This window comes from Burkholderia sp. SIMBA_062 (assembly GCF_046534765.1).
GTDB lineage: Bacteria > Pseudomonadota > Gammaproteobacteria > Burkholderiales > Burkholderiaceae > Burkholderia > Burkholderia ambifaria.
The window spans coordinates 205657-221052 of sequence record NZ_JAWRYD010000011.1; the positions used below are offsets into that span (position 1 = coordinate 205657).

At 68.1% G+C, this 15396-nt stretch carries 12 protein-coding genes; 9 read left to right on the top strand and 3 right to left on the bottom strand.

Going from position 1 to position 15396, the window contains the following annotated elements:
* Positions 1–114: 114 nt before the first annotated feature.
* Positions 115–2919 carry a bifunctional [glutamate--ammonia ligase]-adenylyl-L-tyrosine phosphorylase/[glutamate--ammonia-ligase] adenylyltransferase gene (gene glnE / locus SB786_RS14765; RefSeq protein ID WP_410728077.1) on the top strand — a complete coding sequence of 935 codons (2805 nt, stop codon included), beginning with the start codon at positions 115–117 and terminating at the stop codon, positions 2917–2919.
* Between the two features lie 115 nt (positions 2920–3034).
* On the opposite strand, the gene recN is transcribed toward glnE, so the two are convergent.
* Both recN and SB786_RS14775 read right to left on the bottom strand, forming a co-directional pair.
* Positions 3035–4684, bottom strand: a complete 1650-nt coding sequence (recN, locus tag SB786_RS14770; protein ID WP_410728078.1) for a DNA repair protein RecN — start codon at positions 4682–4684, stop codon at positions 3035–3037.
* Between the two features lie 19 nt (positions 4685–4703).
* Complete coding sequence (locus tag SB786_RS14775) at positions 4704–5606, bottom strand: NAD kinase (protein WP_410728079.1); 903 nt, start codon at positions 5604–5606, stop codon at positions 4704–4706.
* Positions 5607–5736: 130 nt separating this feature from the next.
* Between SB786_RS14775 and hrcA the strand changes: the two genes are divergently transcribed.
* The 3 genes from hrcA to SB786_RS14790 all read left to right on the top strand — a co-directional run bounded on the left by hrcA (position 5737) and on the right by SB786_RS14790 (position 8464).
* Positions 5737–6759 carry a heat-inducible transcriptional repressor HrcA gene (gene hrcA / locus SB786_RS14780; protein WP_006752732.1) on the top strand — a complete coding sequence of 341 codons (1023 nt, stop codon included), beginning with the start codon at positions 5737–5739 and terminating at the stop codon, positions 6757–6759.
* Positions 6760–6896: 137 nt separating this feature from the next.
* A complete protein-coding gene (hemH, locus tag SB786_RS14785; RefSeq protein WP_410728080.1) occupies positions 6897–7961 on the top strand; it encodes a ferrochelatase in 1065 nt (354 codons plus the stop codon).
* 95 nt (positions 7962–8056) lie between these two features.
* Positions 8057–8464, top strand: a complete 408-nt coding sequence (locus SB786_RS14790; protein ID WP_006761205.1) for an RNA-binding S4 domain-containing protein — start codon at positions 8057–8059, stop codon at positions 8462–8464.
* Here SB786_RS14790 and SB786_RS14795 read toward each other — a convergent pair.
* Entirely contained in the window at positions 8436–8597 is a 162-nt protein-coding gene (locus SB786_RS14795) for a hypothetical protein (protein WP_006761204.1), read from the bottom strand. The two genes, SB786_RS14790 and SB786_RS14795, sit on opposite strands and share 29 nt — an antisense overlap.
* 354 nt (positions 8598–8951) lie before the next feature.
* On the opposite strand from SB786_RS14795, the gene grpE reads away from it, so the two are divergent.
* From grpE to SB786_RS14820, 5 genes are all read left to right on the top strand, one after another.
* Positions 8952–9497: a nucleotide exchange factor GrpE gene (gene grpE / locus SB786_RS14800; protein WP_006761202.1), complete on the top strand. Its 546-nt coding sequence runs from the start codon at positions 8952–8954 to the stop codon at positions 9495–9497.
* A gap of 10 nt (positions 9498–9507) precedes the next feature.
* Positions 9508–9951, top strand: a complete 444-nt coding sequence (locus SB786_RS14805) for a thioredoxin family protein (protein WP_410728081.1) — start codon at positions 9508–9510, stop codon at positions 9949–9951.
* A 147-nt stretch (positions 9952–10098) separates the two neighbouring features.
* Positions 10099–12051: a molecular chaperone DnaK gene (gene dnaK / locus SB786_RS14810; RefSeq protein ID WP_006755484.1), complete on the top strand. Its 1953-nt coding sequence runs from the start codon at positions 10099–10101 to the stop codon at positions 12049–12051.
* Between the two features lie 254 nt (positions 12052–12305).
* Positions 12306–13442, top strand: a complete 1137-nt coding sequence (gene dnaJ, locus SB786_RS14815; protein WP_006755483.1) for a molecular chaperone DnaJ — start codon at positions 12306–12308, stop codon at positions 13440–13442.
* A 4-nt stretch (positions 13443–13446) separates the two neighbouring features.
* Positions 13447–15366, top strand: a complete 1920-nt coding sequence (locus tag SB786_RS14820) for a chorismate-binding protein (protein ID WP_410728082.1) — start codon at positions 13447–13449, stop codon at positions 15364–15366.
* Positions 15367–15396: the final 30 nt, after the last annotated feature.

Here is a 15396-nt window from a genome sequence, read left to right on the forward strand (position 1 = left end):
TCGCGGCGGCGCACCCGCGCCGCGATACCGCGCCGAGTCCAAGGGGCCTGTCGGCGGCGGGGCGCGCATGCGTCGTCCCGCGGCGGCGGGCCTTACCGCCAGGCCCGCTTTTCGATGACCGACGCTTCCGCCCTGATCAGCCCGTCCTACTCACGCTACATCGCCCGCGCGGCCGCCGCGCGGCCCGCGCTGTCCGGGCGGATCGCCGCGTGGGCCGCCGCGCCGCTCTCCCGCTCGCAGCTCGACGTGCGCCTGAGCGAGCTGCTCGCGCCGCCGGCCGGCAGCACGGCCACGCCGGGCGACGAGCAACTGAAGCGCGCGCTGCGGCAGTTGCGTGTCGAAGTCTTCGGCGCGGTCGCGGAGCGCGACCTGCGCGGCCTCGCGAGCGTCGCCGAGGTGACGGGCGCGATGACCGATCTCGCCGAAGTGGCCGTGCAGCGCTCGCTCGCGCTGCTGTCCGCCGAGCTCGAGGCGATGTACGGCGAGCCGCGCGGCGCCGAAGGCCAGCGCGTCGTGCTCGGCGTCGTCGGGATGGGCAAGCTGGGCGGCCGCGAGCTGAACGTGTCGTCGGACATCGACCTGATCTTCGTCTACGAGGACGACGGCGAGACGGCCGGCGGCACGCGCTCTCCGCTGTCCACCCAGGAATACTTCACGCGGCTCGGCCGGCGCCTGATCGGCGTGCTGTCCGAGGTCACGGCCGACGGCTACGTGTTTCGCGTCGACATGCGGTTGCGCCCGAACGGCGATTCGGGGCCGCTCGTCTGCAGCCTCGGGATGCTCGAGGAATATTTCTACGTGCAGGGGCGCGAATGGGAGCGCTACGCGTGGATCAAGGGGCGGCTCGTGTCGGAAGGCGACAGCGACGCGGCGCGGCGGCTCGCGTCGCAGCTCGAATCGATCGTCAAGCCGTTCGTCTACCGCCGCTATCTCGACTTCGGCGTGATCGGCGCGATCCGTTCGCTGCACCAGCAGATTCGCCACGAAGCCGCGCGCCGCGCGTCGATGCGGCCCGACAAGGCCGACGACATCAAGCTCGGGCGCGGCGGGATTCGCGAGATCGAGTTCAGCGCGCAGGTGTTCCAGCTGATCCGCGGCGGTCAGGATGCGGGGTTCCGCGTGCGGCCGACGCTCGCGGTGCTGCGCCATGCGCAGGCGCGCGGGCTGATCGGCGAGGACGTGCGCGAGCGGCTCGCCGACGCGTACAACTTCCTGCGCACGCTCGAGCACCGGCTGCAGTACCGCGACGACGCGCAGACGCATGCGATGCCGGTCGATCCGGACGAGCGCGCGGCGCTGGCCGCATCGCTCGGCTTTGCGGACTACGCGGCGCTGATGACGGTGCTCGATGGCCATCGCACCTTCGTCGAGGCGCAGTTCGACCAGATTTTCGCGGACAAGGTGAGCGGCGGCCCCTGCGCGGGCGGTGAGGACACGGCGGCCGCGTGGATCTGGAGCGGTGCGCTCGCCGACGACGGCGAAGACGACGCGCTGCTCGCGCGCCTCGACGGCCTGGGCTTCGCCGATCCGGCGGCCGTGCTTGCGCGGCTGCGCGCGATCTGGCAGTCGTCGCGCTACGCGGGCCTGCCGGAAAAGAGCCGGCAGCGCTTCGACAGCGTTGCGCAGCGCGCGCTCGAGGCCGCGCCGCGGATCGACGCCGCGCGCCGCGACGAAACCGTCGTGCGGCTGTTCGACCTGCTCGAGACGGTCAGCCGGCGCGGCGTCTATCTCGCGCTCCTGACCGAGTACCCGGCCGCGCTCGACCGTGTGCTGTCCGTGCTCGGCGCGACGCGCTGGGGCGGCGGCTACCTGATCCGCCATCCGCAACTGCTCGACGAACTGCTCGACGACGAAGCGATCGCGAGCCCGTTCGACTGGCCCACCTTCAAGGATGCGCTGCGTGCGCGTCTCGCGGCGGCCGACGGCCCCGAGCAGCAGATGGACCTGTTGCGGCATGCGCAGCACGCGGAGGTGTTCCGCATCCTGCTGATCGATCTGGCGGGGCAGTTGTCGGTCGAGCACGTGAGCGACCGCCTGTCCGAGCTTGCCGACGCGGTGCTCGACGTGACGATCGAAGTGGTCTGGTCGCAGCTCGCGAAGCGCCATCGCGACGTGCCGAAGTTCGCGGTGATCGCGTACGGCAAGCTTGGCGGCAAGGAGCTCGGCTACGCATCGGATCTCGACCTGATCTTCCTGTACGACGATCCCGACGAGCGCTCGGCGGATGTCTACACGACGTTTACGCGACGGCTGATCACCTGGCTCACGACGGCGACCGGCGCGGGCGCGCTGTTCGACATCGACCTGCGGCTGCGGCCGAACGGGGAGGCCGGGCTGCTCGTGACCGATCTCGACGCGTTCCGCCGCTACCAGCTGCGCGAGGGCGATGCGGCGAACACCGCGTGGGTATGGGAGCACCAGGCGCTCACACGCGCGCGCTACAGCGCGGGCGACACGCAGATCGGCATGGACTTCGAGGCGATCCGCCAGCAGGTGCTGACGACGCCGCGCGACGGCGACGTGCTCGCGAAGGAAATCGTCGACATGCGCGGCAAGGTGTTCGCGGGCCATCCGAACCAGACCGAGCTGTTCGACCTGAAGCACGATCGCGGCGGGATGGTCGACATCGAGTTCATCGTCCAGTACTGGGTGCTGCTGCATGCGTCGAGCGATGCCGAGCTGATCCGCAACACCGGCAATATCGCGCTGCTGCGCGAGGTCGCGCGCTTCGGGCTGATGGGCGAGGACGAGGCCGAGCGTGTCGGCGCGGCGTACCGCAAGTACCGGAAGCTGCAGCACAAGCTGCGGCTCGACGGAATGGAGAAGGCGCGGGTCGATCCGGTCCTGGTGGCCGACGAGCGGGCGGCCGTGACGGCGCTTTGGACGCGCGTGTTCGGGGCGGTCGAAACGGGCGTTTGAGCCGGACGTTCGAATCCGCCGCCCGCGGCACTGGGCGGGCGTGGTCGGGCGTTCGCCCGCCCAAAAAAAGACCGGCACGCGCCGGTCTTTTGCATTCGGCCAACGGGTGCCCGCGTCAGGCCGCCAGCATTTCCTTCGCGTGCTTGCGCGTCGTCGCGGTGATCTCGAGCCCGCCGAGCATCCGTGCGACTTCCTCGACCCGGCTCGCCTTGTCGAGCGGGATGACCGACGAGACGGTGCCGCCGCGCGCGTCGGCGCCTTTCGCGACCTGGTAGTGATGGTCGCCGCGCGCGGCCACCTGCGGCAGGTGCGTCACGCACAGCACCTGGCGGTCGCGCCCAAGCTGATGCAGCAGGCGGCCGACCACTTCGGCGACGCCGCCGCCGATCCCCGTGTCGACTTCGTCGAAAATCAGCGTCGGCGTCGGGCTCGCCGCGCTCGCGATTACCGCGAGCGCGAGGCTGATCCGCGCGAGTTCGCCGCCCGACGCGACTTTCGCGAGCGGGCGCAGCGGCACGCCGGGATGCCCGGCAACGCGGAATTCGACCTGCTCGAGCCCGTGCGGGCCGCCGTCGGCCAGCGGCACGAGCGCGACTTCGAAGCTGCCGCCGGCCATCGACAGTTCCTGCATGCCGGCCGTGACGGCCGTGCCGAGCGCCTTCGCCGCCTGCGTGCGCGCCTTCGACAGGTGTTTCGCGTCGGCGAGATAGGCTTCCCATGCCTTCGCCTGCGCGGCTTCGAGCGCGCCGAGATCGGCGGCCGCGTCGAGCGCGGCGAGCTGCGCGCGGCGTGCCGCACGTTCCTCGTGCAGCGTGCCGGGCGGCAGCCGGAACTTGCGGGCGGTCGTGTGCAGCGCGTCGAGGCGCGCTTCGACCTGCGCGAGCCGGGCCGGGTCGAGATCGAGGCGCTGCGCGTAGTGCGACAGTGAATAGACGGCTTCCTGCAACTGGATCTCGGCCGGTTCGAGCGACGCGAGCGCATCGCCGAGCGCCGTGTCGTAGTCGGCCAGGTTGCGCAGTTTCGACACGATCGCCCCGAGCTGCGCGAGCATCGCGTCGTCGGCCTCGGACAGCGCGTTGAGCGCGCCCTGCACGCCGGCGATCAGGTTCGCCGAGTGCGACAGCCGCTTGTGCTCGCTGCCGACTTCGTCCCATTCGCCCGGTTGCGGTGCGAGCTTGTCGAGCTCGGCGAGCTGCCACGCGAGCTTTTCGCGCTCGAGCTGCAGTTCGCGCTCGTGCGCCTTCGCGGCGTCGATCGCCTGCGTCGCGTCGCGCCATACGCGCCACGCGCGGGCGACGTTCGCGGCATCGGCGACGAGCCCCGCGTGCGTGTCGAACAGCTCGCGCTGCGCGTCGGGCCGCATCAGCAACTGGTGCGCGTGCTGGCCATGGATGTCGACCAGCATCTCGCCGAGCCCGCGCAGTTCCGCGAGCGTCGCGCTGGTGCCGTTGATGAACGCGCGCGAGCGGCCGTTCGCGTCGATCACGCGGCGCAGCATCACGGTGTCCTCGGCGTCGAACGCGTGTTCGTCGAGCCAGCGCGCGACGCGGTCGTGCGGCGTGAATTCGGCGGTGATGTCGGCGCGGCCGCAGCCGGCGCGCACGACGCTCGCGTCGGCGCGTTCGCCGAGCGCGAGGGCGAGGGCGTCGATCAGGATCGATTTGCCGGCGCCGGTTTCGCCGGAAAAGACGGTAAAGCCGCTGTCGAATTCGAGATCGAGCGCGGCGACGATGACGAAGTCGCGAATCGAGAGGTGGCGGAGCATGGTGTCGGGCAGTGGTGCGTCAGGACGCCGTGTCGTCTTCGTTCGATGCGTGTTCGTTCCAGTGCAGCTTCTTGCGCAGCGTCGCGTAGTAGCTGTAGCCGACCGGATGCAGGAACGGCACCGTGTGCTTCGAGCGGCGCACCTCGATCGTGTCGTTCAGTTCGAGCGCGGTGAACGACTGCATGTCGAAGTTCACGTTGACGTCGCGGCCGCTGACGATCTGGATCGCGATCTTCGAATCGTCGGGCAGCACGATCGGCCGGTTCGACAGCGCGTGCGGCGCGATCGGCACGAGCACGATGCCCTGGAGTTGCGGGTGCAGGATCGGGCCGGCCGACGACAGCGCGTACGCGGTCGAGCCGGTCGGCGTGGCGACGATCAGGCCGTCCGAACGCTGGTTGTACATGAACCGGCCGTCGACCGACGCGCGCAACTCGACCATCCCGGAAAAGCCGCTGCGGTTCACAACGACGTCGTTGAACGCGAGCGCGTGGTAGATCGGTTCGCCGTCGCGCACGATCCGCGCCTCGAGCAGCGAGCGCTCCTCGCGCTCGAACTTGCCCGACAGGATCACCGGGACGCGCGCCTGCATGTCGGCGGCCGCGATGTCGGTGATGAAGCCGAGCCGGCCGTGGTTGATCCCGATCAGCGGTGTCTTGTACGGCGCGAGTTGGCGGCCGATGCCGAGCATCGTGCCGTCGCCGCCGAGCACGACCGCCACGTCCGCGCGCGCCCCGATTTCGGCCGGGGTGAGCGCCGGATAGCCGGAGATGCCGATCTCGCGAGCGGTGTCGACTTCGAACACGACCTCGAAGCCGAGCTTCGCGATGCAGCCGGCCAGCGTGGTGAGCGGCTCGGCGATGCCGGGCGTGTTGCTCCGGCCGACGAGCGCGACGGTGTTGAACTGATTACCGGTTTTCATGCCGGCATTACACCATAGCTCGTTGACGAAAAGAACCGGCTGTGCGCAGAGGGGGCCGGATCGGTCGGCCCGCGGGACCGGGGCCGCTGCCACTCGCCGTGCTGGCGCGGTTGCGCTAAAATTTTCCACCATGCTAGATCCTCGCGCACGAACCCTCCTGAAAACCCTGATCGAACGGTATATCGCCGACGGTCAGCCGGTCGGATCGCGCACGTTGTCCCGTTACTCCGGGCTCGAGCTGAGCCCGGCAACGATCCGCAACGTGATGTCCGACCTGGAGGAGCTCGGCCTCGTGTCGAGCCCTCACACGTCGGCCGGCCGCGTGCCGACGCCGCGCGGCTATCGCCTGTTCGTCGACACGATGCTGACGGTCGAGGCGCCGATCGACGCCGAAGCCGTCGCGCGGCAGGTGCAGCACACGCTCCAGGCCGGCGAACCCCAGCAGCGGGTCGTGGCGGCCGCGGCGAGCGTGCTGTCGAACCTGTCGCAGTTCGCGGGCGTCGTGCTGACGCCGCGTCGCAGCCACGTGTTCAAGCAGATCGAGTTCATGCGCCTGTCGGACAAGCGGATCCTGCTGATCATCGTCACGCCCGAGGGCGACGTGCAGAACCGGATGCTCGCGACGCCGCGCGACTATTCGCCGTCGCAGCTGACCGAGGCATCCAACTACATCAACGCGCATTTCGCCGGGCTGTCGTTCGACGAGGTGCGCCGCCGCCTGCGCGACGAGATCGACCAGTTGCGCGGCGACATGACCACGCTGATGCATGCGGCCGTGACGGCCAGCACCGAGGTGCCCGATACCGAGGACACCGTGCTCATTTCCGGCGAGCGCAACTTGCTCGAAGTGGCGGATCTGTCGTCCGACATGGCGCGGCTGCGCAAGCTGTTCGACGTGTTCGACCAAAAGACGGGCCTCCTGCAACTGCTCGACGTGTCGAGCCACGCCCAGGGCGTGCAGATCTTCATCGGCGGCGAATCGACGCTCGTGCCGATCGAGGAGATGAGCGTCGTCACCGCACCCTACGAGGTGAACGGCCAGATCGTCGGCACACTCGGTGTGATCGGCCCGACCCGCATGGCTTACAACCGCGTGATCCCGATCGTCGACATCACCGCGCGCCTGCTGTCGCTCACGCTGAGCCAGCAATGACCTGACCGATACAGTCCCGCCATCGTGCCGCGGCGCCGCGCGCGCCGCCATTCGGCCGAACGGCCAGCCGACCCGAGCGGGGCGGCCCGCTATAATTGAGAGCCGTCCGACTGCGTGCCCCGAGCACGTTCCTGCCCATGCGTTTCGATCTTGAGCCGCCTTCGAGCGTCGCGGCCGCCCATCGTATCGGCGTGCTGCTGATCAATCTCGGCACGCCCGACGCCCCGACGCCGCGCGCGGTGCGGCGCTATCTGGCCGAATTCCTGTCGGATCCTCGCGTCGTCGAAATCCCGCAGGTCGTCTGGCAGGTATTGCTGCGCACGCTGATCCTGCCGCTGCGCGGCCGCGCGTCCGCGAAGAAATACGCGGCCGTCTGGATGCCCGAGGGTTCGCCGCTGCGCGTGTACACCGAGCGCCAGACCGAGGGCGTGCGGCACCTGCTCGCATCGAACGCCTATCAGGTGACGGTCGATTACGCGATGCGCTACGGCAGCCCGAACATCGAGCAGGCGCTCGCGCAGTTCAAGCGCGCGGGCGTCGAGCGGGTGCTGCTGATGCCGATGTATCCGCAATACTCGGCGTCCACCACCGCGACGGCATTCGATGCCGCGTTTGCCGCGCTCGCGCGGATGCGCAACCAGCCGGAAGTGCGCACGGTGCGGCAGTACGCCGACCATCCGGCCTACATCCACGCGCTCGCCGAGCAGGTGCGCCAGTACTGGGCGCACCACGGCCGGCCCGATTTCGCGGCCGGCGACAAGCTCGTGCTGAGCTTTCACGGCGTGCCGAAACGCACGCTCGACCTGGGCGACCCCTATCACGACCAGTGCCAGCAAACGGGCGCGCTCCTGATGGCCGCGCTCGGGCTGTCGACGCTCGAATGCCGTGTGACGTTCCAGTCACGCTTCGGCAAGGCCGAATGGCTGCAGCCGTACACGGCGCCGACGCTGCGTGAGCTCGGCGCGGCCGGCGTGCGGCGAGCCGACGTGTTCTGTCCCGGTTTTACGGCCGATTGCCTGGAGACGATCGAGGAAATCGGGATGGAAGTGCGCGACGAATTCATCGCGGGCGGCGGTCAGGCCTTTCACCGGATTCCGTGCCTGAACGGCGCGCCCGCGTGGGTCCGCGCGCTGGGCGAGATCGTCGCCGAGAATCTGCAGGGCTGGCCGGTGAAGGCCGCGCAGGCCGAAATGGTGAACTGAAGGTGAACTGAAATGACGGCACGTCCCCTATGCGCACTGCGTTCGCCGTTCGAGCGAGCGGTCAGCCGCGATCGGGCGGGACGGCGGAGGCTGGCATGAACTACAAGATTTCGACGGAACCCGGCGCGCGGCTGCGCATCGACAAATGGCTGTGGGCAGCCCGCTTCTTCAAGACGCGCTCGCTTGCGTCCGACGCGGTCGACAAGGGGCACGTGAAGATCGGCGGCGCGGCGGTGAAGCCGGCGAAGGACGTGCGCGTGGGCGACGAGGTCGAGATTGCGATCGACGGTGTCGTCTGGCACATTGCCGTGCTGGGAATTTGCGACGTGCGCGGTCCGGCGAGCATCGCGCAGACGCTTTACGCGGAAACGGAAGCCGGGCGCGTCGCGCGGCTCGCCGAACTGGAGCGGCGCCGCACGTATCGGGAGCCGGCGGCGGAACTGCACGGCCGGCCGACCAAGCGCGACCGCCGCATCATCGACAGATTTTCGGGTGGAAGTTGAACATCTGGTCGAACGTCGCCCGCGCGCTTCCGTATTCGGTCGTGCGGTCGGTGACGGCTCCGGACAGGCAGATGGTGGTGGTGCCGGCAATCAGTACCAGCGCGACCACCGATATGGCAAAGGTCAGTTTCACGGTACTCGCCTCATGGGACGGTTGAATGCGGCGCCAGGTGAATGTCAGGCGGCGGTCAGCTAGGGGTAAACACGCTTTTCCGACGCTTGAGCTGGAGTGTAGTGCAGCCCCCCGAACCGAGCTAGTACTGGACAGGTAAGCGTTGTTACAGGCCGTTTCGGCCGGTTTGGCGGTAAATGCGCGCAATGGGGCGGCGCGCGGCGCGGTTGTTTCGCGGCACTGGCGAATGCCGGCGAATAACCCTCTTGAAGTCGCAGTTTTCGCCCTTATTTGCACCATGAATGTGCGGTGCCGCCGGGTATACGGTCCGGCGGTTGCCGATTTGGCTTCAACCTCTAATCGACTTTCAGCGACATGGAAAACACGCAAGAGAACCCGGCTACCCCATCGGCCGAAGACATCGGCAGCGAGAAGCAGGCGGCGCAAGGCGCTGCTCCCGCCGCCGAAGCAGCCGACGCGGCGCTCGCGGAGGCTCAAGCCAAGGTCGCCGAACTGCAGGAGAGCTATCTCCGGGCGAAGGCCGAGACGGAGAACGTCCGCCGCCGCGCGCAGGACGACGTCTCGAAGGCGCACAAGTTTGCGATCGAGAGCTTCGCCGAGCACCTGCTGCCGGTGCTGGACAGCCTCGAGGCCGCCGTCGGCGACACGTCCGGCGACATCACCAAGGTGCGCGAAGGCGTCGAGCTGACGCTGCGCCAGTTGACGAGCGCGCTCGAGAAGGGCCGCGTCGTCGCGATCAACCCGGTCGGCGAGAAGTTCGATCCGCACCAGCACCAGGCGATTTCGATGGTGCCGGCCGAGCAGGAGCCGAATACCGTCGTGACGGTCCTGCAAAAGGGCTACATGATCGCCGACCGCGTGCTGCGCCCGGCACTCGTCACGGTCGCCCAGCCGAAGTAAGGCTGCCGCGATGGTTGCCGCCGGCGTCGATCCGGCCGCGTTCGACGCGTTCGACATGCAGGCGCTGGCGCCCGACACGTTCGACGCCGGTGTCGCCGGCGCCGGCGATGCGCTCGTCGTGGTGTTCTTCTGGGGCGTCGACTGCTTCAATTGCGAGATCGCGAAGAAGGCGATGCTCGCCCAGCCGGACGCGATCCGCGCGCTCGGACTGAAGTGGTTCCACTGCGACGTGTACGAACACCCCGAGCTGGGGCGCCGCTTCGGCCTGCATGGCGTGCCGACGTGGTTCTTCTTCCACCGCGGCAAGCGGCTCGGCCGCGCGACCGGCTGGCATGGCCTTGCGCAGTTCCAGGCGGCGGTGTCGGCGGCGCGCGCGAAGATCGCCGCGGCGGCCGGCGCGCAGCCCGGCGAGCGTGCCAGCGGCCTGCACGATCCAGCTACCGGCGGCGATTGAAAAAATTTAATATCCGCATCGCTGGGCGGGTCTTGAAAACGGGACGGCCGGACGCATTTCGGGAACAGAGTTGAATTCAGGCGCGCGAAACCGCCCAAAAACGCGGGGTTTCGCGCAGCAAACAAGCATTTCTGGAGATTAGGAAAAATGGGAAAGATCATCGGTATTGACCTCGGCACCACGAACTCGTGCGTCGCCATCATGGAAGGCAACCAGGTCAAGGTCATCGAGAACTCGGAAGGCACGCGCACGACGCCGTCGATCATCGCCTACATGGACGATAACGAAGTGCTCGTCGGCGCCCCGGCCAAGCGTCAGTCCGTGACCAACCCGAGGAATACGCTGTTCGCGGTGAAGCGCCTGATCGGCCGCCGCTTCGAAGAGAAGGAAGTCCAGAAGGACATCGGCCTGATGCCGTACGCGATCATCAAGGCCGACAACGGCGACGCATGGGTCGAAGCGCACGGCGAGAAGCTCGCGCCGCCGCAGGTTTCGGCGGAAGTGCTGCGCAAGATGAAGAAGACGGCCGAAGACTACCTCGGCGAGCCGGTCACGGAAGCCGTGATCACGGTGCCGGCGTACTTCAACGACAGCCAGCGCCAGGCGACCAAGGACGCCGGCCGCATCGCGGGCCTCGAAGTCAAGCGGATCATCAACGAGCCGACCGCGGCCGCGCTCGCATTCGGCCTCGACAAGGCCGAGAAGGGCGACCGCAAGATCGCCGTGTATGACCTCGGCGGCGGCACGTTCGACGTGTCGATCATCGAGATCGCGGACGTCGACGGCGAAATGCAGTTCGAAGTGCTGTCGACCAACGGCGACACGTTCCTCGGCGGCGAGGACTTCGACCAGCGCATCATCGATTACATCATCGGCGAGTTCAAGAAGGAGCAGGGCGTCGACCTGTCGAAGGACGTGCTCGCGCTGCAGCGCCTGAAGGAAGCGGCCGAAAAGGCGAAGATCGAGCTGTCGTCGAGCCAGCAGACCGAAATCAACCTGCCGTACATCACGGCCGACGCATCGGGTCCGAAGCACTTGAACCTGAAGATCACCCGCGCGAAGCTGGAAGCGCTGGTCGAGGACCTCGTCGAGCGCACGATCGAACCGTGCCGCATCGCGATCAAGGACGCCGGCGTCAAGGTGTCGGACATCGACGACGTGATCCTGGTCGGCGGCCAGACCCGCATGCCGAAGGTGCAGGAGAAGGTGAAGGAGTTCTTCGGCAAGGATCCGCGCCGTGACGTGAACCCGGACGAAGCCGTCGCGGTCGGCGCGGCGATCCAGGGCCAGGTGCTGTCGGGCGACCGCAAGGACGTGCTGCTGCTCGACGTGACCCCGCTGTCGCTCGGTATCGAGACGCTCGGCGGCGTGATGACGAAGATGATCAGCAAGAACACGACGATCCCGACGAAGCACGCACAGGTGTATTCGACGGCGGACGACAACCAGTCGGCCGTGACGATCAAGGTGTTCCAGGGCGAACGCGAGATGGCGGCGGGCAACAAGCTGCTCGGCGAGTTCAACCTCGAAGGCATCCCGCCGTCGCCGCGCGGCGTGCCGCAGATCGAAGTGACCTTCGACATCGACGCGAACGGCATCCTGCACGTCGGCGCGAAGGACAAGGCGACCGGCAAGGAAAACAAGATCACGATCAAGGCGAACTCGGGCCTGTCCGACGCCGAAATCGACCAGATGATCAAGGACGCGGAAGCGAACGCAGCGGAAGACCACAAGCTGCGCGAGCTGGCTGATTCGCGCAACCAGGGCGACGCGCTGGTCCACAGCACGAAGAAGGCGCTCACCGAGTACGGCGACAAGCTGGACGCCGGCGAGAAGGAAAAGATCGAGGCGGCGCTGAAGTCGCTCGAGGACGCGCTGAAGGATACGTCGGCCGACAAGGCGGCGATCGACGCGAAGGTCGAGGAACTCGGTCAGGTTTCGCAGAAGCTCGGCGAAAAGATGTACGCCGACATGCAGGCGCAGCAGGCCGGTGCGGCCGGCGCGGCGGGTGCAGCGGAAGGCGCGGCCCACGCGGGTGGTGCGCAGCAGGCCGCCGACGACGTCGTCGACGCCGAGTTCAAGGAAGTGAAGAAGGACTAAGCCGGGTTGCCATGGCACCGCACGCCGCGCGCGATACGCGCGCGGCGCGGCTGAACAGCGGTCTGTCTTTCCCTTCCGGATGGCCGGATCGACTCCACGCCTGGCGGGCTTCGCGGCCCTCCGGGCACATTTGTTTTTTGGCGGGTGCTGCGCGAGCCGTCCGCGGACGGCGCAGCGCCAGACGAGTCGAGAGACTTTACTGCGGGCGAAAGGAGCCGCCGCGCGTGCGACGCGCGAAGGCACAGTGAATCGATATGGCGAAACGGGATTACTACGAGGTTCTGGGCGTCGCGAAGAACGCGAGCGACGACGAAATCAAGAAGGCATATCGCAAGCTTGCGATGAAGTATCACCCTGACCGCAATCCGGACAGCAAGGATGCGGAAGAGCATTTCAAGGAAGTGAAGGAAGCCTATGAAATGCTGTCGGACGGCCAGAAGCGTGCGGCGTACGACCAGTACGGCCACGCGGGCGTCGATCCGAACATGGGCGGTGCGGGCGGCCAGGGTTTCGGCGGTTTCGCGGATGCGTTCGGCGATATCTTCGGCGACATCTTCGGCCAGGCCGCGGGCGGCGCCGCGCGCGGCGGCCGCGGCGGCCCGCAGGTGTATCGCGGCGCCGACCTGCGCTACAGCATGGAAATCACGCTCGAGCAGGCCGCGCACGGCTACGACACGCAGATCCGCGTGCCGAGCTGGGTGTCGTGCGAAGTCTGTCACGGCTCGGGCGCGAAGCCCGGCACGAAGCCGGAAACCTGCCCGACCTGTCACGGCCAGGGCACGGTGCGCATGTCGCAGGGCTTCTTCAGCATCCAGCAGACCTGTCCGAAGTGCCACGGCACCGGCACCTACATCCCGGAACCGTGCGTGCACTGCCACGGGTCGGGCAAGGTGAAGGAAACCAAGACGCTCGAAGTGAAGATCCCGGCCGGCATCGACGACGGGATGCGGATCCGCTCGGCCGGCAACGGCGAGCCCGGCATCAACGGCGGGCCGCCGGGCGATCTGTACGTCGAGATCCACATCAAGCCGCATTCGGTGTTCGAGCGCGACGGCGACGATCTGCACTGCCAGATGCCGATCCCGTTCACGACCGCCGCGCTCGGCGGCGAGATCGAGGTGCCGACGCTGGCCGGCCGCGCATCGTTCCCGGTGCCGGAAGGCACGCAGTCGGGCAAGACGTTCCGCCTGCGCGGCAAGGGCATCAAGGGTCTGCGTTCGAGCATCGCGGGCGATCTGTACGTACACGTGCAGGTCGAGACGCCCGTGAAGCTGACCGACCAGCAGCGCGACCTGCTCAAGCAGTTCGAGAAGTCGCTGGCCGAGGGCGGTGCGCGTCACAGCCCGCAGAGCAAGAGCTGGTTCGACCGGGTGAAGAGCTTCTTCGAGTAACGGCATGACTGAAGGCAACGAGAGCGCGTCATTCGCGCTCTTGGACGATTGCGACTCGACCGCGGTTGCGCGGTCGAGTCGTTTGTATTCCGGTTTCGTGCGTGAACGCGTATGCACGGATCCGGCGCGGCTCGACGAAATCGATGCGGCGGTGGCGCAGGACCTGCGCGACGGGCTGCATGCGGTCGTCGTCGGCGACTACGAATTCGGACGCAATCTGGAAAGAGCGCAGCCGGGCCATGCCCCGCTGCGCTTTTTGCTGTATGCGCGGTGCGAGCGCCTGTCGCGCGACGAAGTCGACGCGTGGCTCGCGCAACAGGATGGCGGCGGCCCGCCGTCGATCGCCGGTGTCGCGCACGTCGCGAAGAGCGTGTCGCGCGACGCGTTCGACGCGGCGATCGCCGCCGTGCACGATGCACTGCGCGCGGGCGACTCGTACCAGATCAACTACACGTACCGGCTGCATTTCGACATGTTCGGCACGCCGCTCGCGCTGTACCGGCGGCTACGCGCGCGTCAGCCCGTGCGTTACGGCGCGCTGATCGCGCTGCCCTGCGGCGCGTGGGTCGTGTCGTGCTCGCCGGAGCTGTTCGTCGAGAAGCACGGCGACGTGCTGCGCGCGCGGCCGATGAAGGGCACCGCGCCGCGCTCGGCCGATCCGCGTGACGATGCGGCGGCGGCCGCGTTCCTCGCGAACGATCCGAAGAACCGCGCGGAAAACGTGATGATCGTCGACCTGCTGCGCAACGACGTGTCGCGGATCGCGCGCACGGGCACGGTCAAGGTGCCGGCGCTGTTCTCGGTCGAGCCGTATGCGTCGGTGTGGCAGATGACGTCGACGGTCGAGGCCGGCTGGCGCGACGGGACGACATTCGCGCAGATGCTGCGCGCGCTGTTTCCCTGCGGATCGATCACCGGTGCGCCGAAGCACAAGACGATGGAACTGATCGACGCGATCGAGTCGACGCCGCGCGGCCTCTATACGGGCGCGATCGGCTGGCTCGATGCGCCGAAGGAAGACCAGTCGACAGGCGACGCGGTGCCCGACGGCGTGGCCGGCTGCGGCGATTTCTGCCTGTCGGTCGCGATCCGGACGCTGACGCTCGAAGCGGTCGGTATCGATGCTGTCGCAACGGTCGACGCGCGCGAGGCGGCGGCTCGCCGGGCCGGGCGGCGGCGCGGCACGATGGGCGTCGGCGCGGGCATCGTGCTCGACAGCATTGCCGCCGACGAATATGCGGAGTGTGAATTGAAAGCACGATTCCTGACCGACGCCGATCCCGGCTTCCAGTTGTTCGAAACCACGGCGGCCACCCGTGCGGACGGCATCCGGTATTTCGAGCGCCATCTCGCGCGGCTGCAGGGCAGCGCGGACGCGTTCGGCTTCCGCCTCGACGCCGACGCGTTGCGTCGCGAGGTGGAGGCGCGCTGCGCGGCACTCGACGGCGATGGCCCGTACCGGATGAAGCTCGCGCTCGCGAAGGACGGCACGCTCGACATCACGGCCGCGGCGCTGAAGCCGCTGCCCGCGGGGCCGGTGCGCGTGATGCTCGCGGCCGCGCACGGCTTCGCGCCGACCCGCACCGACGACGCGTTGCTGCTGCACAAGACCACGCGTCGCGCCGAATACGACCGTGCGTGGCAGGCAGCGGAAGCGCTCGGCGGTTTCGACATGCTGTTCGTCAATGAGCGCGGCGAGGTGACGGAAGGCGGGCGCTCGAACCTGTTCGTGAAGCTCGACGGTCAGTGGGTGACGCCGCCGCTGGCGAGTGGTGTGCTGCCGGGCGTGATGCGCGGCGTGCTGCTCGACGACGCCGCGTTCGACGCGGTGGAGCGTATCGTCACGCGTGGCGACCTGGCGCGCGCGCAAGCGCTGCTGCTGACCAACGCGCTGCGCGGCGCGCTCGACGCGGTATTGACATGACGCACCGAGGGTTCGGGCGGCGTGCCCGAA

Coding starts and splice junctions, on each gene's coding strand:
- glnE (WP_410728077.1), top strand. CDS start 115: ATGACCGACGCTTCCGCCCTGATCAGCCCGTCCTACTCACGCTACATC.
- recN (WP_410728078.1), bottom strand. CDS start 4,684: ATGCTCCGCCACCTCTCGATTCGCGACTTCGTCATCGTCGCCGCGCTC.
- SB786_RS14775 (WP_410728079.1), bottom strand. CDS start 5,606: ATGAAAACCGGTAATCAGTTCAACACCGTCGCGCTCGTCGGCCGGAGC.
- hrcA (WP_006752732.1), top strand. CDS start 5,737: ATGCTAGATCCTCGCGCACGAACCCTCCTGAAAACCCTGATCGAACGG.
- hemH (WP_410728080.1), top strand. CDS start 6,897: ATGCGTTTCGATCTTGAGCCGCCTTCGAGCGTCGCGGCCGCCCATCGT.
- SB786_RS14790 (WP_006761205.1), top strand. CDS start 8,057: ATGAACTACAAGATTTCGACGGAACCCGGCGCGCGGCTGCGCATCGAC.
- grpE (WP_006761202.1), top strand. CDS start 8,952: ATGGAAAACACGCAAGAGAACCCGGCTACCCCATCGGCCGAAGACATC.
- SB786_RS14805 (WP_410728081.1), top strand. CDS start 9,508: ATGGTTGCCGCCGGCGTCGATCCGGCCGCGTTCGACGCGTTCGACATG.
- dnaK (WP_006755484.1), top strand. CDS start 10,099: ATGGGAAAGATCATCGGTATTGACCTCGGCACCACGAACTCGTGCGTC.
- dnaJ (WP_006755483.1), top strand. CDS start 12,306: ATGGCGAAACGGGATTACTACGAGGTTCTGGGCGTCGCGAAGAACGCG.
- SB786_RS14820 (WP_410728082.1), top strand. CDS start 13,447: ATGACTGAAGGCAACGAGAGCGCGTCATTCGCGCTCTTGGACGATTGC.